The organism is Gibbsiella quercinecans (assembly GCF_002291425.1).
Classification (GTDB): Bacteria; Pseudomonadota; Gammaproteobacteria; order Enterobacterales; family Enterobacteriaceae; genus Gibbsiella; species Gibbsiella quercinecans.
This window is the reverse complement of sequence record NZ_CP014136.1, coordinates 5,295,775-5,314,939: the sequence shown is the minus strand read 5'-3', so window position 1 is coordinate 5,314,939 and position 19,165 is coordinate 5,295,775. Positions and strand designations below refer to the sequence as shown.

Sequence of the window (19,165 nt, the reverse complement as noted above, 5' to 3'; positions counted from 1 at the left end):
TTTGTCTTATTACGCATCGCGCGGCGCCATGCATTAGCTTAACCGGCTGCCGTTGAAGCCGCAGCCTCACGTTTCAACCACTGCTGCAACTCTTGCCCTTCCTGGGAAAGCTCTGTGTCTTGGCGCACGCACAGGTAGTAATCACGGCCATCGTCAATCGGCAAATCGAACAGCTTCACCAGTTCGCCGCGCTGAAGATAGTTTTCGATCAGCGGCTCGCGCATCAGCGCACACCCCAGCCCCGCCTGAACGGCGGCCAGCGTCAACAGGCCATCTTCAAACATCGGGCCGGTGCTGCGCAGCGGGCGCTTCACCTCGGCCAGTTGGAACCACTGCATCCAGGTATTGCGCTCCTCATCGTGCAGTAGCGGCAACGGCGCCAACTGATCCGGCGTATCCAGCACGCCGTGCAGTTGCATAAAGCCGCGGCTGCAAACCGGGATCATCTTGCCGGACATCAGTTTTTCACTGTGATAACCGGGCCACTGGCCCATGCCGAAGCGGATCGAGATATCAGCCGCATCGCTGAAATAATTGCGGTGGTTGGCATAGACCACGTTAATGTCGATATCCGGGTTTTCCCGCAGAAAGCCGCGTAGCCGCGGGATAAACCAGCCCATGCCGAACAAGGGGATCAGGCTGATGGTCACCTGGCGCGATGCGGACTGCTCACGCACGTGCTCGGTCGCCTGGCGCAACACGTTAAATGCGGAGCGGATAGAACGGTAATATTCGCGCCCTTCGTTACGCAGGATCAGGCGCCGCCCCTGGCGCTCGGTCAACGGCATTTGCAGAAACGCCTCCAGCGTTTTCAACTGGTGGCTGACCGCCGAGGGCGAGATCGCCAGTTCGCGCGCGGCGGCGCTGATGCTGCCCAGGCGAGCAATGGCCTCGAACGCACGCACCGCGCGCAGCGGTGGATCGTTGGGCATGGTCGGCAACGGATGTTCGTACTGTTCTGTTTTTTTCATATATTGACTATTTTTCAGTAGGCGCAGTGAGTGGGTAAAATTAATGTAGATTAAAATCAATAAATTAAAAACACACAATTTTTGTATAAGAAATTATTTTTCCGTATTTCACAAAAAATTTTAATTCTCTACTGTGAACGGTAAATCACGCCTTTAGAGAATTTGCCCTATGGATACGTTGATACAGCAGACCATCAACGGGGTACTGCTTGGCAGCATTTATGCCTTAATCGCCCTGGGTTACACCATGGTGTACGGCATTTTGCGCATTATCAATTTCGCCCATGGCGACGTGCTGATGGTCGGCGCATTGAGCGCCCTATCCACCATTACACTGCTACAACAGCATTTTCCCGATATTTCTCCTTACCTGGTGCTAGGGATTGCGGCCGCCATCGCCGCGGCGACCTGTGCGTTGGTTTCGATGGGCATTGAACGCCTGGCCTACCGCCGCCTGCGCAATGCGCCGCGCCTGGCGCCGCTCATCAGCGGCATTGGGGTATCGCTGTTGCTGCAGACGCTGGCGATGTTGATTTGGTCACGCAACCCGCTGATGTTCCCGCAGCTACTGCCGATGGAGCCTATCGCGTTAACCCCCGGCAGCGCCGGCCATCCGCCGGCGGTGATCACCGGCACCGGCATCGCCACGGTAACCGCGGCCCTGTTGGTCATGGGCGGCTTATTGCTGTTGGTTGAGCATTCACGCCTGGGGCGGGCAATGCGCGCCACGGCGGAAAGCAGCCAGGTCGCCAGCCTGATGGGCGTTAACCCTAACCGCATCATCACCGTCACGTTTGCTCTGGGCGGTGCTTTGGCTGCGTTAGCCGGCATCATGATGGCCAGCAACTATGGCAGCGCCAGCTTCTCGATGGGTTTCCTGCCCGGTATTAAAGCCTTCACGGCGGCCGTGCTGGGCGGCATTGGCAATCTGCGCGGCGCCATGCTCGGTGGCCTGCTGCTGGGGTTGATCGAATCGCTCGGCACCGGTTACCTCGGCACGCTGACCGGCGGTGCGTTCGGCAGTAATTATCAGGATGTGTTCGCCTTCCTGGTGCTGATCGCCGTGCTGATTTTTCGCCCGTCCGGCCTGCTGGGCGAACGCGTTGCCACCCGATCCTAAATGGAGCGCCAAAAATGATGACACTGACTTCTCCTGCCAAGGCCTCAGCGGCACGGCGCCCCTGGTTCGGCACCACGCTGTTCATCGCCGGGCTGCTGTTGGCGCCGTGGCTGGTGGGGGCCGCCGGCGGCAATTACTGGGTGCGGGTAATGGATTTTGCCCTGCTGTACCTGATGTTGGCGCTGGGGTTGAACATCGTGGTGGGCTTCGCCGGCCTGCTGGATATGGGCTTTATCGCCTTTTACGCCGTGGGCGCCTATCTGGCCGCGCTATTGTCATCGCCGCATCTGGTTACCCAGTTCCCGATGCTGCTGCAATGGTTTCCCGGCGGCCTGCATATGCCGATCCTGTTGTTGATCCCGCTGGCCGCCGTGCTGGCTGCAGTGTGCGGCATCCTGCTTGGCGCGCCGACCTTGCGCCTGCGGGGGGATTACCTGGCCATCGTCACTCTCGGCTTTGGTGAAATCATCCGTATCCTTATGCGCAATCTGGATCGGCCGATCAATATCACCAACGGCCCAAAGGGCATTTCGGGGATTGAGCCGGTCAGCCTGTTCGGGGTGAAATTTACCGGCATGCACGAGCTGTTCGGCATCCGCTTTTCATCGTTATATTTCTACTATTATCTGTTCGCCGCGCTGTTGGTGGCGATCCTGTTCGTCTGCATTCGGCTACAGCATTCACGCATCGGCCGCGCCTGGGGCGCCATTCGCGAAGATGAAGACGCCGCCCGCGCTATGGGTATCAATACCCGCAACTTCAAACTGCTGGCATTTGCCATTGGCGCGACCTTCGGCGGCATAGCCGGCGCCTTGTTCGCCGCATTTCAGGGCTTTGTCTCGCCGGAATCCTTCACCTTGCAAGAATCGATTGCCGTGCTGGCGATGGTAGTGCTTGGCGGTATGGGGCATATTCCCGGCGTGATCCTGGGTGCCCTGCTGCTGGCGGCGCTGCCGGAATTTCTGCGCAGCAGCATGGGGCCGTTGCAACAAACGCTGTTCGGCCAGGTGCTGATCGATCCCGAGATTATCCGCCAACTGTTTTACGGGCTGGCGCTGATTCTGGTGATGCTCTACCGCCCTGCCGGCCTGTGGCCCGCGCGCCACCAACAAGGAGGCGCCTCATGATCCCGTTGCTTCAACTGGCTGATGTCAACAAACGCTTTGGCGGACTGGTCGCGGTCAACAACGTCAGTATGGCGGTCCGGCAAGGCGAAATTTACGGCCTGATCGGCCCCAACGGCGCGGGCAAAACCACCTGTTTCAACTTGATCACTGGGTTGTATCGCGCCGACAGCGGCGACTTTAGCCTGCAGGGGCAGCGATACAAACCGCAGGCGATCGACAAAGTGACGCAGGCCGGCATTGCCCGCACCTTTCAAAATCTCCGGCTGTTCAATGAGATGAGCGTTCTGGAAAACGTCATGGTGGGTTGCCATGCCCGCACCCGCAATGGTCTGTGGGCCGCGATCGCCCGTCACCGGCGCGCCAGGGAGGAAGAAAACCATACGCTGGCGAAATCGCATGCGCTGCTGGAATACGTCGGCATCGGCCAATTCGCCCATTATCGCGCCGGGGATTTGTCCTACGGGCACCAGCGCCGCCTGGAAATCGCCCGCGCGCTGGCAACCGAGCCCAAACTGTTGGCGCTGGATGAACCCGCCGCCGGGATGAACGCCGGCGAAAAGGTCGCACTGCGCGAACTGCTGCTGCGCATCCGTGACAGCGGTAAAACCCTGTTGCTGATTGAACATGACGTCAAGCTGGTGATGGGGCTGTGCGATCGCCTCACCGTGCTGGACTACGGCCGGGTGATTGCCGAAGGCCGGCCTGAACAGGTGCGCCGCGATCCGGCAGTCATACAGGCCTATCTGGGAGGATCCGCTCATGTCTGAACCTTTGCTGGCGGTTAAACAGCTGGCCGTCTCCTACGGTGGTATCCACGCGGTGAAAGGCATTGATTTTCACGTTAACCAGGGTGAACAGGTCACGCTGATTGGTGCTAACGGCGCGGGAAAAACCTCCAGCCTGCGTGCGCTGACCGGGCTGCAACCTTTTGGCGGCGAGGTGTACTTCAACGGTAAATCTATCCGCGGCGTTCCCCCACATCGTTTATTGCAACAGGGGCTGGTGATGGCGCCGGAGGGGCGCGGCATTTTTGCCCGCATGACGGTGCTGGAGAATTTGCAGATTGGCGCCTACGCACGCCGCGACAAAGCGGCGATTCGGCAGGATATGGCACGCGTCAATGAGATATTCCCGCGGCTGCGCGAACGGTTGCAGCAACAGGCGGGGCTACTTTCCGGGGGCGAACAGCAAATGCTGGCCATTGGCCGCGCTCTGCTAAGCCGCCCACGGTTACTGGTGCTGGATGAGCCTTCAATGGGGCTGGCGCCAATCATGGTAGAAGCGATTTTTGAGGTGATCAAAACGCTGGCAAAAAGCGGCGTAACGCTGCTGCTGGTCGAACAAAACGCGCGCCTGGCGCTTGAGGCTACCGATCGGGCCTATGTGCTCGACAGCGGCAACCTCAGCCATAGCGGTCCTTCGGCCGGCATGCTGGACGACGAAAAAATCAAACAGGCCTATTTAGGCGAATAATCATTGGCTCACTACACCGGGAAACAACATCATGAAAAATAAAACGTTGCACACTCTCTCACTGGCGGCTGCGGTTATGGCCGCGCTCGGCAATAGCCCGCAGGCAGCCGCCGCCGACACGGTTCTGATCGGCCTGGCCGGGCCGCTGACGGGGCCGTCGGCCAGGATTGGTAAAGATCTGGAGAACGGCGCACAGTTGGCAATCCGCGACGCCAACAGCCAGAACCCAACTCTGGGCGGCAAACCGGTGACGTTTAAGCTGGTGTCGGAAGACGATCAGTCCGATCCGCGCACCGCGGTTGCAGTCGCGCAGCGCCTGGTGGACCAGGGTGTGGCGGGCGTGGTTGGCCACTGGAACACCGGCACCAGTATTCCGGCCGCCCGTATTTATCATGACGCGGGCATCGCCCAGGTGGCCCCGGTTGCCACCGGCCACGCCTATACCCAACAAGGCTTTGATACCAGCTTCCGCGTGATGGGCCACGACGATGACGGCGGCAACTACGCCGGGCAGTATGCGGTCAATGTGTTGAAGGCCAAACGCGTAGCGGTCATTGACGATCGCACCGCTTTCGGCCAGGGGCTGGCGGATGAGTTTATCAAATCGTTGGCGGCGCAAGGGGTGCAGGTTGTCGCCCGTGAGTATGTCGATGACAAAACGGTGGATTTCAGCGCCGTGCTGACATCCATCCGCAGCAAAAACGCCGACCTGATCTTCTTCGGCGGCGTGGACTCGCAGGCCGCGCCGTTAGCGCGCCGTATCAAACAACTTGGCATCAATGCCACGCTGATGGGCGCCGGCGGGTTTGTCAGCCAAACCTTCCTGACGCTGGCGCAGAAGGAAGGCGAAGGCGTGGTGGCGCTGGAGCCCGGCCTGCCGGTGGAACAAATGCCGGGCGGCAAGGCGTTTGAGCAGGCCTATCGCGATCGCTACAAAACCCATATCGAACTGCATGCGCCCTTCGCCTATGACGCCACCCGGGTGCTGATCGCGGCGATTGAACAGGCGGACTCCGCCGATCCGGCTAAGTACCTGCCGAAACTGCGTGCGATTCAGTACCAGGGCGTGACCGGTACCCTCGCCTTCGATGCACAGGGCAACCTGCTGCAGCCAAGTTTCACCGTTTACAAGGTGGTGGCGGGCAAATGGCAGCCGCAAACGGTGCTGGGCGGCACGAAACAGTAATCAACACAAAGAGGAACAAGGTAATGAGCTGTGCAAACGACCAATTAGGCATTCTGGCCCGGCGGCGGATCGAAGCGGAGATTATCAAACCGATTTATCAGATCCTGGTGCGTGAGATAGGCAAAGCGCGCGCGCAGGCAGTGATTGGCGAAGCCATCGAAAACGCCGCCGTGGCGGCAGGCCGGGAATTCGCGGCTCAGGAGCCCAATGGCGCTGATTTGCAAAGTTTCGTCGCCTTGCAATACCTGTGGGAAAAAGACGACGCGCTGCAGGTGAAGGTGATCCATCAGGATGAACAGCACTTTGACTATGATGTGACCCGCTGCCGCTATGCCGAGATGTATCACGAAATGGGGCTGGGCGAGATAGGCCACCTGCTCTCCTGTGCGCGCGACAGTCAGTTTATCGTCGGTTACGCGCCGGAGGTGGCCTTGCAGCGCAAGCAAACGATCATGGGCGGGGCGCCCTGCTGCGATTTCCGCTATGCGGTTCAAACGCCCAAGGAGGAAAAATGACGATACAGGTGAATGGTGAACGCCTGTGGCAAAGCCTGCGGGATATGGCGCAGTTCGGCGCTATTCCTAAAGACGGTGTCACACGCCTGGCGCTCAGTGAGGAAGACCGGTTAGCGCGCAACCAACTGCGGATATGGGCGCAAGAGGCCGGCTGTAGCGTGCGGATCGACCAAATGGGCAACATGTTTTTGCGCCGCGAAGGCGCCCGCCCCGATCTGCCGCCAGTGGTGACCGGCTCGCACGTGGACTCGCAGCCCAACGGCGGCCGTTTCGACGGGGTTTACGGCGTGCTGTCCGGCCTGGAGGCGCTTCGTAGTTTGAATGACCGGCAGATCACCACCGAACGTGCAATTGAAGTGATCAACTGGACCAATGAAGAAGGCGCGCGCTTTGCGCCGGCGATGATCGCCTCCGGCGTGTTCGCCGGCGTGTTCGATCTGCCCTACGGGCTTTCGCGCGCCGATGCTCAGGGCGTCACGATCGGCCAGGCGCTGCAACAGATTGGCTATGCCGGCGAGCATCCGGTCGGCGGCACGCCGATCCACGCCGCCTTTGAATTGCACATCGAACAAGGCCCTGTGCTGGAAGCCGAACAGGTGCAGATTGGCGTGGTTACCCATGCGCAGGGCCAGCGTTGGTATGAACTGACCATCGTCGGCTTCAGCGCCCATGCTGGCACAACGCCGATGGACCGCCGCCGCGATGCTTTGCTCGGTTTTGCCCGCACCGTGGAGGCGGTTAACCGCATCGGCCTTGATTTTATGCCGGATGCGCGCGCCACGGTGGGAATGGCGCAGATTACGCCGAACTCCAGGAACGTGGTGCCGGGCAAGGTATTTTTCAGCGTGGAGTTTCGCCACCCGCAGGAAGCGGTGCTGGAACAGATGGAACAGCAACTGTTCGCTGCAGCAGCCGCCGTTAACGGCAACGGGCTGGCCGCCTCTGCCGAACGCATATTCCAGTATCCGCCAGTGAGCTTCAACGCCGGTTGCATTGCCAGCGTGCGCCAGGCGGCGCAGCGGTTGGGCTATTCATATCGCGATATGGTGTCCGGCGCCGGCCATGATGCCTGCTACCTTAGCCGGGTTGCGCCCACGGCGATGATATTCATCCCCTGCGTTGACGGCATTAGCCATAACGAGCTGGAAAACATTACGCCGGCCTGGTCTACCGCCGGCGCCAATGTGTTGCTTCATGCACTGATCGATCAGGCCGGCGTGCCGGCAACCTGACCTTGGAGCGCTATTCGTCGCGGCGTTTTAACGCCAGATAGCCGGTAACCAGCGTGAAGGCGCCGACCAGCAGCACCAACAGGATAAACCCGTGGTGGTTGCCCGCCAGCGGAATGCCGCCCACGTTCATGCCGAAAAAGCCGGCGACGATGTTGATTGGCAACGCCAGCACCGTGATCACCGTCAGGGTATACAGCGTGCGGTTATTTTGCTCCATGCGCTTGGCGCCGATCTCTTCTTGCAGCAGGCGAATTCGCTCGGTCAACGCCACCAGATCGTTCAGCACCACGGTGAACTCTTCGGCGAACTGGCGCAAATCCTGCAGTCCTTCGCGGCTCAGCCAGGCCGGCGGGCGGTTCAGCAAGCGGAATAGCGATGCCGGCTCGGGGGCCAGCAGACGTTGAAAGCGCAACAGTAGCCGGCGCATCTGCCCCAGTTCGGTGCGGTTTTGTTGCACGTGATGGCTAAGCAGCCGGTCTTCGATCGCGTCGACGTTTTGGTTGGCCTGGCGCACTATTTGCTCCAGCACGTCCTCTTGTTCTTCCAACAGCTGCGCCAGAAGTTCGGTGGTGGAGGCCACAGATAACGCATCAAGCCGCCGCAGCACCTGCTCGATGAGCCGCAGCGGCTTATGCCGCACCGTCACAATCAGTTGGCTGCAGCAATACAGCCACAGCGTTGAAACTTCCGGGTTGGTTTCTTTCGGGTGGAAATTGACATCGTTGAGCACCGCAAACAGATCTTCGCCCTGCCGCTCAATGCGCGTGGTGTATGAGCCTTGGCGGATTTCCTCAAAGAAAAAGTCCGGGATGGCGAAATGATTTTTCAGCCACTTTTCCGCTGCAGCGTGGTTAAGGTTCAGGTGCAGCCAGACAAAACCGCCCCCGGGCGGCAACGCGCGGTAGGCCTGGCAAATGGTTGACGAAGACATTTTCTGCGGCGCTTCGTCAGGGCGAAACACGTGGCCGCAAATCAGGCCGGTCACCTCATCATCAAAATCCAGCCTGTGTATTCTTTCAGCAACCGTCTGAACCATATATCAAATGTCCCATTATTCCGTAGAGCCAGCTATTTACCCTTCATACTTCAAGTTGCAGGTGTGTTGGCTTAGTTACTCGGCCCATCCCTGGGCCTCGCCCCTTCGGGGCCGCTGCCAACAGCGTTCAAATCTGCTCCCGGCAGATTTGTCGCTCACCCCAGTCACTTACTGGAGTAAGCTCCTGGGGATTCACTGCGTTGCCGCCTTCCTGCAACTCGAATTATTTTGGGTATAGTATTTTGCGCCGGGCGCCATGCGTTAAACTTATTTTAATTGCCGGATCAATTCAATCCCAAAGCGACTACATCTTGGCCGAGGCTTAATTTTTGCGTCATAAAAAAGTCATAATTATTGCGAATAATTAAAATGCCCGCGAACGAGGTAATAGCGGGAATCTTTCGTAATTTTGAAAAATGAAGGTAATTTATGAGCGATAACAGTGCTATAGAGTCAAGTGCGCAACCCGCGCCAGGCCGACCGCAAATATACAAACAGAACAGCCGTATGACTGTTCTTTTTTTTGTGTTTTTATTAGTCATTGGGATCGCGTTTGCAGGGGTTAATTTATTTAATGATGTCACCGATGCTGGCGGAGTATACACCAGTTACGTTCCCTTTTTGTTATTAGGTATGGCCCTGTTGATTGCGCTGGGCTTCGAATTCGTCAATGGCTTTCACGATACCGCCAATGCGGTGGCAACGGTTATTTATACCCACTCATTATCACCGACGGTAGCCGTGGTTTGGTCCGGCTTTTTTAATTTTCTGGGCGTATTGCTCTCCAGCGGCGTCGTGGCGTTTGGGATAATATCCCTGTTGCCGGTGGAGTTGATTTTGCAGGCGGGCACCGGCAGCGGGTTTGCCATGGTGTATGCCCTGCTGTTTTCCGCCATTATCTGGAACCTGGGTACCTGGTGGCTCGGCCTGCCGGCATCGTCCTCGCATACGTTGATTGGCTCGGTCATCGGCGTTGGCATCGCCAATGCCTTGATTCACGGGCGCACCGGCACCAGCGGCGTTGACTGGGATCAGGCACTGAAAGTCGGCTACTCGTTGCTGCTGTCGCCGGTGATTGGTTTTGTTTTCGCTGCGCTGTTGCTGATAGTGCTGAAAGCGTTCGTTAAAAATCGCCAGTTGTATACCGCGCCCAAAGGCAACACCCCGCCGCCGCTGTGGATCCGCGGCCTGTTGATCCTGACCTGCACTGGCGTCTCTTTTGCTCACGGCTCCAATGACGGCCAAAAAGGCATGGGGCTTATCATGCTGATCCTGGTTGGCACCATGCCGATCGCCTATGCCCTGAACCGGGCGCTGCCGCCGGATCAAATTCCGCGGGTTGCCGCACTGGCAACGGTAACCAAACACGAGCTGCTGCGCCAATTCCCACCGGTTGGCCAAGCCCCGGCGCGTGAGGTGCTGACCAACTATGTGCGCACCGGCGAACTGGTGCCGGACGTGCTGCCCGCGTTGGCGCAACTGACGGGCATTATCGGTGATGGTATCCGCCAATACGGTTCGGTCGATAAGATCCCGGCGCAGGTGGTTTCCAACACCCGTAATGATATGTACCTGGCTTCAGAGACCATTAAACACCTGAAAAGCGAGAAGCAACTGACGCTACCAGCCAACACCGTGCGTAATTTGGACGCACTGAAGACCGAGCTGGATCACTCCACCCGCTTTATCCCCTTCTGGGTGAAAGTGGTGGTCGCCATCGCCCTTGGCCTGGGTACGATGGTGGGTTGGCGGCGCATTGTGGTCACCGTGGGCGAGAAAATTGGCAAAACCCACCTGACCTATGCCCAGGGCGCCAGCGCCGAGTTGGTCACCATGACCACCATCGGCGCCGCGGACGCTTTCGGCCTGCCGGTTTCCACCACCCACGTGCTCTCATCCGGGGTTGCCGGCACCATGGCGGCCAACAAATCCGGCCTGCAGATGGCCACGTTGCGTAACCTGCTGATGGCCTGGGTGCTGACGCTACCCGCGTCAATCCTGCTCGCCGCCGGCTTATACTGGTTCTTCAACCATTTCTAACCTTCTCGTTGCGCCAACGTGGCACAGGCAGCGTTGCCGTTGCTGGCCGTTGGCGCACGATTTCACCCCGATGCGCTAAAACAGCGCATATCCTGCCCCACAATGAATCAATGATCTGCAATCTGCCCGCATCACTGCGGCCACCGGCGATGTAAAACACTGGTATGAAAATTGCTTTCCTTAGGTAGCAAAAAAGGAGAAAAACATGAAAGCAATTGTTATTGGCGGTGGTATCGGCGGGCTATGCGCGGCTATCGCATTACGGCGCTTCGGCATCGAAACCGAGGTCTATGAAGCGGTAAAAGAAATTAAGCCGGTCGGCGCAGCCATTTCGATCTGGCCGAACGGCGTGAAGTGCCTCAACTATCTGGGAATGAAAGAGCAGGTGCGCCAACTGGGCGGGCCAATGCACTACATGGCCTATAACGAGTACCAAAAAGGCCAAACCCTGACCCGTTTTAGCCTGGATCCTCTGGTGGAAAGCGTGGGTGAGCGCCCTTACCCGGTCGCACGCGCCGAACTGCAGGATATGCTGCTGGAGACTTACGGCCGCGATAAGGTGCAGTTCGGTAAACGTGTTAGCGGCGTTGAAGAAACCGCCGCCGGCGTCACCGCCTGGTTTGAAGACGGCAGCCAGGCGCACGGCGATTTTCTGGTGGCGGCGGACGGCACCCACTCGGTGATCCGCCCTTACGTGCTGGGCCAGCAGGTTGAGCGCCGCTATGCGGGGTACGTTAATTGGAACGGGCTGGTCACCATTGATGAAAGCATCGCGCCGGCCAACCAGTGGACCACTTTTGTCGGCGAAGGCAAACGCGTTTCGCTGATGCCGGTTTGCGGCAACCGTTTTTACTTTTTCTTCGATGTGCCGCTGGAAAAAGGCTTGCCGGAAGATCGCAGCACGGTGCGCGACGATCTGCAACGCTACTTTGCCGGTTGGGCCGCTCCGGTGCAAAAACTGATCGCCGCGATTGATCCGGCCACCACTAACCGTATCGAGATCCACGATATTGAACCGTTCGAGCAGTTGGTGCGCGGGCGCGTAGCGTTGCTGGGCGACGCCGGGCACAGCACCACGCCGGATATCGGCCAGGGCGGTTGCGCAGCGATGGAAGACGCCGTGGTGTTGGCCATTGCCCTGCAAACCAACTCGTTGGGCATAGCCGATGCCCTGCAGCGCTATCAGGAAAAACGCAGCTACCGGGTAAAAGATCTGGTGTTAAAAGCGCGCAAACGCTGTGATGTGACCCACGGCAAAGAGATGGCCGTGACTCACGATTGGTACGAAGAGCTGAAAAGCGAAACCGGTGAACGCATCCTTACCGGCATGCGGGAAACCATTCTGGGCGGGCCGTTGGCCTAAGGTTGCAGCGGCTTGCCAGTAAGTACAGGGCGCCGGCGGCGCCCTATTTTTTTACCCTTATTGGGCTTCCAACCCGCGGTTAATCAGCATCGGCGTGATGCTCGGCGCTTGGCCGCGCCAGTTTTCATACATTTTTTCCAGATCTTCGCTATTGCCGCGCGACAGGATTTTATCGCGCAGGCGCTGCCCATTTTCCGCCGTCAAACCGCCCTGCGCCTGAATACCCTGGAAAGCATCATCCGCCAGCATTTGCGTCCACAGATAGGCATAATACCCCGCGGCATAGCCATTGCCCCAGATATGCTGAAAGTAGCTGGAGCGGTAGCGCGGCGGAACATAACCAAGCTCGATGTTTTCCTGCTGCAACGCCTGCGCCTCCAGCTTATCGACATCCTGCAGCGGCTGATCCGCACCCAGCATGTGCCAGTGCATATCCAACAAGGCCGCGGCCAACAGTTCCGTCATGTCATAGCCTTGGTTGAAGGCGTTGGCTTTGTTGATTTTATCGACCAATGCCTGAGGCATGGCCGCGCCAGTTTGATAGTGCCGCGCATAGTGGGCGAACACCTGCGGATCACGCGCCCAGTGCTCGTTAAGCTGGGATGGAAATTCGACGAAATCGCGCGGCGTGTTGGTGCCGGACAGGCTGGCATATTGCTGATTGGCGAACATACCGTGCAGGGTATGGCCAAACTCATGGAACAGGGTTATCACATCGTCGAATGACAGCAGCGCCGGCTGGCCCGGCACCGGTTTGCTGAAGTTGGCGACGTTATAGATCACCGGTTTGCTGCCGTTGAGCGCCGACTGTTCGACGAAGTTGCCCATCCAGGCGCCGCCGCCCTTGTTATCGCGCTTGAAATAATCGGTGTAAAACAGCGCCAGCGGCGCGCCGTTTTTGTCGATCACTTCATAGACCCGCACGTCCGGGTGATACACCGGGATATCATGGCGCTGTTTGAAGCTGATGCCATACAGGCGGTTAGCCGCATAAAACACGCCGTTATTGAGTACGGAATCCAGTTCGAAATAGGGTTTGATCTGGCTTTCATCCAAATCGTAACGCGCTTTACGCACCTGTTCTGCGTAAAACGGCCAGTCCCAGGCAGCCAGTGTAAAACCGCCACGCTGCCGATCGATCGCCGCCTGAATATCGTTGGCCTCGCCTCTGGCGCGCGCCGCCGCCGCCGGCACTATTGCACGCATGAAACTCAGAGCGGCATCCGGGGTTTTCGCCATCTGATTTTGCAGTTTCCAGGCGGCATAGTTAGGGTAGCCCAGCAGCTTGGCCTGTTCGGCACGCACCTTCGCCAGGCCGGCGATAGTCTGGCGGGTATCGTCGCCGTTGCCCTTCTCTGCCCGGGTGGTGGAAGCGACGAACAGCGCCTTGCGGGTATCGCGATCCTGTAGGCTTTGCAAAGCCGGTTGCTGGGTGGTGTTTTGCAACGCCAGCAGCCAGTGGTTACTCAATTTGCGCTCACTGGCTGCCTGTGCGGCCGCGGCCAGTTCCCCTTCGGAAAGGCAGCTCAACCGGGTTTTATCGGCGATTGTCAACGCACCGTTTTTGCTGGCCGCCAGCAGTTTGTTGGTGAACTGACTGCTTAACGTGGCCGCTTCCTGATTCAGCGCCTTGAGTTTGGCTTTGTCGGCGTTGGGCAAATTGGCGCCGGCCAGCTCAAAGTTTTGATAGGTAATCTCGAGCAAGCGTTGCGATTCCGCATCCAACCCCAACTGCTCGCGTTGCTGATACAGCGTTTTTATTCGTGTGAAAAGCCGCTCGTTAAGCTTGATGGCATCATCAAGTGCGGCCAGTTTAGGGGCCGTGTCCTCATCCAGTTGCTGCAGAGCATCGCTGGTGTTGGCCGCGGTCATGGCGCTAAAGACGTTGAGCACCCGGCTCAGCATGGCGCCCGCTTGCTCCAGCGCCACTACGGTGTTGGCAAAGGTCGGCGCCGCCGGGTTATTGGCGATTTTTTCTGCTTCGGCCAACTTCTGCTGGATGCCCGCCGCAATCGCCGGCGCGTAGTCTTTCTCTTCGATCAGATCAAACTGCGGCGCTTGGAACGGCAGGCGGCTTTGAGTAAAGAATGGGTTTTCATGTTTGCTGTTGTGTTGCAGCGTTGTGCTGGTCACGTCTGCCTCCGTGGTCTGCCCGCCTGGCGGTACCTGATGTACCGCCTGCGATTCATTGTTTATGGCCTGTGCCTGCGATGCCAGCGCCGAGCCGATTGCCAGCACTAAAACAGATAAACGCTTCAAAGCTAAGCTCCTTTTAGTAGAGGAAACGATCCTCCTTAACATTCCCTAGCTTAGCCCAGCCGGCGGCTATGGCAAAAACAGATTGCAGGCTTATGCGGCCATCTTAAAATGGTACAGACGTCAGATAAATGGGAACCAAAAATAATGAATCATTCACCCGATAAACTGAAGGGGCGTTAAACGCAAATACCGCGCCCTTCACAGATAAATAAATCGCGTTCTTGTCAACTTTCTGAAGCGCATTGCGGTCAGAGGTGACAAGAAACGGCTTGGTATCGTCACGTAAACTATCCATGAACGCGTTGTCACTCTTACTGGCGTCAAACAGATAAAAGCGATAGGAGAAGTCAGTAGTGGCACCAGCGCTGGCTTCAGTGATGTAGAGATTTGCCAGGTTGTTAACTTTCACTTTTTTAACGATAGACTGTTCAAGCGGTGAAAATTTAGAAATCTGATACCCCCCAATAGATAAAGCCGCCAGCAGGATTAGCAGCAGGATATACCGTTTCTTAAAACCCCGCGCGTTTTGCATATTCAATACCTGCTCTTATCCAATATTGGTCATCTGGGTCATCGCCATACGGTGCCGAGTCGTACCAGCTACCATACTCTGGTCTGCTGGTTCCCGTTTGCCGCTGTGCCCAACCAGCCCCCCTAAGTAGGATGTCGTCAGTAATGCCTGCGGCATGACCTGCCGCCCCATAATTAAAGTTGCCAAAATTGGCATACAGACGGCCATTCTGATTTTTATAATCCCAGGGGCCGTGCCCTCTAACCTGGTAATAAAACCATATATAAGTCAGTGCAGATGGGCCCTTGTGAAACCGTGCCATCATCATGTTGTTCATGATTGAGACACCTGGCGGTGCAAAGGAACCGATATCATACGGTGGATGAGGTGAGGCCGCTATTGCTGGATACCTCATAATTATGCTCGCTCATTCCAGCTATCTGAAAAAATGATATTGCCGTCGCAATGTTTCCAAGTGATCTTTGTATAAGCCAGCTCAACGCATTCCAGATGATTATGCTTTTCTTTAGCCGAGTCTTTGGTGTCATGCATGATTGGGGAAACACTAACAATTTTCACCCCTTCTAAAAGCATGTTGTAATATTCCACCTCTTGCCCTGCATCGTTAATGTGGTACCACTTAAATTCAGCCGATTTGAGGTTTTGCCCAGTTGCTACGGCTTTCATTAAGTAGGGGGATGAAGAGTCGAACTCTTTCTGAAACATGACTGGAGCATGTTTTCGCGGGCCAGTTGGCTTTCCGTTCATCGGGTCTGTAGGAAGACGAAGATTATGAGCGAATCCAGTAACTTCAATGCTACCCTCTCGTTCCTGAACGTCGACGGAACCTTTAATATCTGCGCCACCGTCATCTTTTAGCCATAGGTAAGATGGAATTGCCATAATTTCTATATCCTTATTGATTTATTTATATCCGCATGTTTATGAGACTACATGAAATCGACCTTTTTATATGCGACATGTAACAAAAAAACAGCAAGCAGGCCAGATTTAGGCCGAGAAAAGTAAGCATCCTGCTCGCTTTTGACGGTTCCCACTTAACCGGCCTGATAGACCACCTTGCCGTCGACATAGGTGCGGTAAATATTGCGATCGTCCCCTAACGTCATCAATATAAACAGCTGTTCGGCCAGTTCGCGGCTATTTTCATGGCGCAGCTTTTGCAACGGAGAAACCGCCGGATCGAGCACCACAAAGTCGGCCTCTTTGCCCACGTTGAAGTTGCCAATGTGCGCATCCAGCCCGAGCGCCCGCGCGCCGCCGAGCGTCGCATGATAGAACGCCTCACATGCAGAAAGTTTATAACGCTGCAATTGCCCCACCTTGTATGCCTCGCCCAGCGTTTGCAGCATATTGAAGGTGGTGCCGGCGCCAACATCGGTACCCACCCCCACCTTCACCCGTTTGTGCCACGCCTTTTGCATATCGAACAGGCCACTACCGAGAAACAGATTGGAGGTTGGGCAGAAGGCGATTGATGAATGGGTGTCGCACAGGCAATCCCACTCGGCCTCTTCCAGATGCAGACAATGGGCAAACACGCTTTTATCGCCGGTTAAGCCATATTGGTGATACACGTCCAGGTAACCGCTGTGTTCCGGGAACAGATCTTTCACCCACGCCACTTCATCCGAGTTTTCGCTTAAATGGGTATGCAGGTAAACATCCGGGAACTCTTCGCGCAGGCGCTGCACCTGGGCCAGCAACTCCGGGGTGCTGGTCGGCGCGAAACGCGGGGTAATGGCGTAACCCAGCCGCTGTTTGCCGTGCCAGCGTAGAATTAATTCCCGGGTTTGCTGATAGCTTTGCGCCGGGGTTTCCAACAGCGCCTCCGGTGCGTGACGATCCATCATCACCTTGCCGGCGATCAAGCGCATATTCAAATCTGCCGCCTGTTCAAACAGCGCGTTCACCGACTGCGGGTGGACGGTGCCGAATACCAACGCGGTGGTCGTGCCGTTGTTCAACAACTGTTGCAGGAAAAACGCCGACATGCGTGCCGCGTGTTGCTCACAGCCGTACTGGCTCTCCGTTGGGAAGGTATATTGCTGCAGCCAGGACAACAGTTGCTCGCCGTAAGCACCGATCATCTCGGTTTGGGGATAATGAATGTGGGTGTCGACAAAGCCCGGCACGATCAGCTTGCCGCGGTAATCCACCACCTCAAACCCCGCAGGCAGCAACGCTTCACCCTGCAGCCAACTGCCGTGCCAGACGATAGTGCCGCCATTGAGCAGCAGCAGCCCGTCGGGAATATGCCGTAGCGCGTGTTCCAGCTGTTGCGGCTGATCCACACAGGCTGCCATGTCAAAAAAATTGCCACGAATCGCCGTGGTAAAGTGCATGCTCATCAGTTGTTCCTTATTATGGCTAACCGGTTGTTGTTCTCTCTCTGTACTGACGGTCGATGGCCCGCTGCAGATGTTAATAGAAGGTTAGCAATCAACATGCCAGGATATACACTCCTGATTTTTACCATTTAAAAACAATGAGATAAAAACAATAAAAACGGCGATTAAAAATAGCGACGACGCCGAAAAATAAGCAAACGGTTGCATTTTCAGGCAACCGTTTGCTTATTTGCGCCGATGAACGGCATGCACCAACGCTGGGCACCAGCCCGCTCGCCCAAGAATCAAACATGAAAAATCGCCCATCCCTACGCCTGCTAATAATCGCACCCGGCGTGCTTTTTATGCCGGCATCATTGCGCTATGCTCATCATTCCGCATTAGTTTTGGTTTTGGGATAGCACCTAAGCCCGCCGTAATCTGATGGATATTATTCACGCATGAGCGTATTCACCCGCCTTAACGCCCTGCCACTGCTGGTTGCCGGTGCGATGTTTATGGAAAACCTTGACGGCACGGTAATCGTGACCGCTCTGCCGCAAATGGCGGCGTCTTTTGGCGTGCAGGCCGTTGATATGAACATCGGCGTTTCCGCCTATTTGCTGGCGCTGACGGTGTTTATCCCCGCCAGCGGTTGGATCGCCAACCGTTTCGGCGCACGCAATGTGTTTGCCGCTGCGATAGTGGCATTCACCCTGGCCTCGGTGCTGTGCGCGCTCAGCATCAGCCTGCCCACCTTCACGGCTGCACGCATTTTGCAGGGGATTGCCGGCGCGCTGATGGTGCCGGTCGGCCGCCTGGTGGTGCTGCGCAACACCGCAAAGACTGACCTGATCAAAGCGATTGCCACCATCACCTGGCCGGGACTGGTGGCACCGGTTCTGGGGCCGCCGGTGGGCGGTTTCATTACCACCTATGCTTCCTGGCATTGGATTTTCATTCTCAATGTGCCGCTTGGGCTGATCGCATTGTTTTTCACCTGGCGCCTGATCCCGCATGAAGATACGCGCAGCCAGGTTCCATTCGATATGCTGGGCTTTGTGCTTACCGGCGTTGCCTGCTTCGGCCTGATGTTCGGCCTGGATATGATAAGCCACCCGCAGTTGCCGTGGCTGGTGCCAGTGCTGTGCGTTTGCGCCAGCGTGGCGCTCGGCGTGCTGGCGGTATTCCATGCCAAACGCAGCGCTGCCCCGCTAATCGAACTGTGGGCGATGCGGTTAAAAAGTTACGCCGTCACTATTTGGGGCGGTACGCTATTCCGCATCGCCATCGGCGCAGTGCCCTTTCTGCTGCCGCTGATGTTCCAACTGGCGTTTGGACTAAGTGCTTTTACCGCCGGGTTACTGGTGCTGACGGTGTTTGCCGGCAACCTGGCAATGAAACCCTTTACCACCGCCATTTTGTATCGCTTCCCGTTCCGCACCACGCTGGTGGTCAACGGCGTGTTGAACGCGGCGGCCATTTTCGCCTGTGCGTTACTTACGCCGCACACGCCGTTCTGGCTGATCGTCATTCTGCTGTTTATTAGCGGCCTGACGCGCTCCATGCAGTTTACCGCGATGAACACGCTGGCGTTTTCTGAAGTGCCGCAGGCAAAGATGAGCGGTGCAAATACCCTTTTTAACATGGCCCAGCAGCTCGGCGGCGGCCTGAGCATCGCCATCGGCGCGCTGGCCCTGCGGCTGGCGGAAATGCTTTTGCCCGGCGACAGCAACGCGGTACCGTTAGGCGCATTTCAGCTGGCGTTCGTGGCGATCGGCATCATTGCGCTATTGGCGGTAGCCAATGGGCTGACGTTGACCCGCGACGCCGGCGATGTCATCCGCCAACGGAAACTGGCGCCGGCCAAGGAGAGCGCGGCGGGCAAGCAGCAACGCGAATAATCACGCCACAAGAAAAATCATTCTCATTGGCGATTAATCAACGTAGTATTGATGATCCGCTCCGTTTTTAACCGGCG

Annotated in this window: 17 protein-coding genes; 10 read left to right on the top strand and 7 right to left on the bottom strand. The window is 57.0% G+C overall.

The window, feature by feature from the left end; genetic code table 11:
* Positions 1 to 38 precede the first annotated feature (38 nt).
* Positions 39 to 971 carry a LysR substrate-binding domain-containing protein gene (locus tag ACN28Q_RS24160; protein WP_230469533.1) on the bottom strand — a complete coding sequence of 311 codons (933 nt, stop codon included), beginning with the start codon at positions 969 to 971 and terminating at the stop codon, positions 39 to 41.
* A gap of 169 nt (positions 972 to 1,140) precedes the next feature.
* Between ACN28Q_RS24160 and ACN28Q_RS24155 the strand changes: the two genes are divergently transcribed.
* From ACN28Q_RS24155 to ACN28Q_RS24125, 7 genes are all read left to right on the top strand, one after another.
* Entirely contained in the window at positions 1,141 to 2,091 is a 951-nt protein-coding gene (locus ACN28Q_RS24155) for a branched-chain amino acid ABC transporter permease (RefSeq protein ID WP_095848665.1), read from the top strand.
* Positions 2,092 to 2,105: 14 nt separating this feature from the next.
* On the top strand, positions 2,106 to 3,218 hold the full coding sequence (locus ACN28Q_RS24150; protein ID WP_095848664.1) for an ABC transporter permease subunit: 1,113 nt from the start codon (positions 2,106 to 2,108) through the stop codon (positions 3,216 to 3,218).
* Complete coding sequence (locus ACN28Q_RS24145; RefSeq protein WP_095848663.1) at positions 3,215 to 3,985, top strand: ABC transporter ATP-binding protein; 771 nt, start codon at positions 3,215 to 3,217, stop codon at positions 3,983 to 3,985. The genes ACN28Q_RS24150 and ACN28Q_RS24145 overlap by 4 nt, the downstream gene beginning before the upstream one ends.
* The gene (locus ACN28Q_RS24140; RefSeq protein WP_095848662.1) at positions 3,978 to 4,691 is read left to right on the top strand and encodes an ABC transporter ATP-binding protein; all 714 of its coding nucleotides are present in this window, start codon (positions 3,978 to 3,980) and stop codon (positions 4,689 to 4,691) included. Before ACN28Q_RS24145 ends, ACN28Q_RS24140 begins: the two co-directional genes overlap by 8 nt.
* Positions 4,692 to 4,767: 76 nt before the next feature.
* Complete coding sequence (locus ACN28Q_RS24135; RefSeq protein WP_230469538.1) at positions 4,768 to 5,877, top strand: branched-chain amino acid ABC transporter substrate-binding protein; 1,110 nt, start codon at positions 4,768 to 4,770, stop codon at positions 5,875 to 5,877.
* A 23-nt stretch (positions 5,878 to 5,900) separates the two neighbouring features.
* Entirely contained in the window at positions 5,901 to 6,392 is a 492-nt protein-coding gene (locus ACN28Q_RS24130) for an L-2-amino-thiazoline-4-carboxylic acid hydrolase (RefSeq protein WP_095848660.1), read from the top strand.
* Positions 6,389 to 7,624, top strand: coding sequence for a Zn-dependent hydrolase (locus tag ACN28Q_RS24125; protein WP_095848659.1), 1,236 nt, complete (start codon positions 6,389 to 6,391; stop codon positions 7,622 to 7,624). The genes ACN28Q_RS24130 and ACN28Q_RS24125 overlap by 4 nt, the downstream gene beginning before the upstream one ends.
* A gap of 10 nt (positions 7,625 to 7,634) precedes the next feature.
* On the opposite strand, the gene ACN28Q_RS24120 is transcribed toward ACN28Q_RS24125, so the two are convergent.
* A complete protein-coding gene (locus tag ACN28Q_RS24120) occupies positions 7,635 to 8,660 on the bottom strand; it encodes a transporter (protein ID WP_095848658.1) in 1,026 nt (341 codons plus the stop codon).
* Positions 8,661 to 9,089: 429 nt separating this feature from the next.
* On the opposite strand from ACN28Q_RS24120, the gene ACN28Q_RS24115 reads away from it, so the two are divergent.
* Together ACN28Q_RS24115 and hpxO are read left to right on the top strand one after the other, a co-directional pair.
* Positions 9,090 to 10,700, top strand: coding sequence for an inorganic phosphate transporter (locus ACN28Q_RS24115; protein ID WP_095848657.1), 1,611 nt, complete (start codon positions 9,090 to 9,092; stop codon positions 10,698 to 10,700).
* A gap of 205 nt (positions 10,701 to 10,905) precedes the next feature.
* Entirely contained in the window at positions 10,906 to 12,063 is a 1,158-nt protein-coding gene (gene hpxO / locus ACN28Q_RS24110; protein ID WP_095848656.1) for an FAD-dependent urate hydroxylase HpxO, read from the top strand.
* 57 nt (positions 12,064 to 12,120) lie between these two features.
* Here hpxO and dcp read toward each other — a convergent pair whose 3' ends face one another.
* The 5 genes from dcp to guaD form a co-directional block, all read right to left on the bottom strand.
* A complete protein-coding gene (gene dcp / locus ACN28Q_RS24105; protein ID WP_230469532.1) occupies positions 12,121 to 14,322 on the bottom strand; it encodes a peptidyl-dipeptidase Dcp in 2,202 nt (733 codons plus the stop codon).
* A 103-nt stretch (positions 14,323 to 14,425) separates the two neighbouring features.
* The gene (locus ACN28Q_RS24100) at positions 14,426 to 14,854 is read right to left on the bottom strand and encodes a hypothetical protein (protein ID WP_095848654.1); all 429 of its coding nucleotides are present in this window, start codon (positions 14,852 to 14,854) and stop codon (positions 14,426 to 14,428) included.
* The gene (locus ACN28Q_RS24095) at positions 14,832 to 15,170 is read right to left on the bottom strand and encodes a polymorphic toxin type 44 domain-containing protein (RefSeq protein WP_230469531.1); all 339 of its coding nucleotides are present in this window, start codon (positions 15,168 to 15,170) and stop codon (positions 14,832 to 14,834) included. Before ACN28Q_RS24095 ends, ACN28Q_RS24100 begins: the two co-directional genes overlap by 23 nt.
* An 80-nt stretch (positions 15,171 to 15,250) precedes the next feature.
* A complete protein-coding gene (locus ACN28Q_RS24090) occupies positions 15,251 to 15,736 on the bottom strand; it encodes an Hcp family type VI secretion system effector (RefSeq protein WP_095848652.1) in 486 nt (161 codons plus the stop codon).
* Between the two features lie 155 nt (positions 15,737 to 15,891).
* Positions 15,892 to 17,205 carry a guanine deaminase gene (guaD, locus tag ACN28Q_RS24085; protein ID WP_095848651.1) on the bottom strand — a complete coding sequence of 438 codons (1,314 nt, stop codon included), beginning with the start codon at positions 17,203 to 17,205 and terminating at the stop codon, positions 15,892 to 15,894.
* Between the two features lie 440 nt (positions 17,206 to 17,645).
* Here guaD and ACN28Q_RS24080 point away from each other — a divergent pair, with 440 nt between their 5' ends.
* Positions 17,646 to 19,088: an MFS transporter gene (locus tag ACN28Q_RS24080; RefSeq protein WP_095848650.1), complete on the top strand. Its 1,443-nt coding sequence runs from the start codon at positions 17,646 to 17,648 to the stop codon at positions 19,086 to 19,088.
* The last annotated feature ends 77 nt before the right edge of the window (positions 19,089 to 19,165 follow it).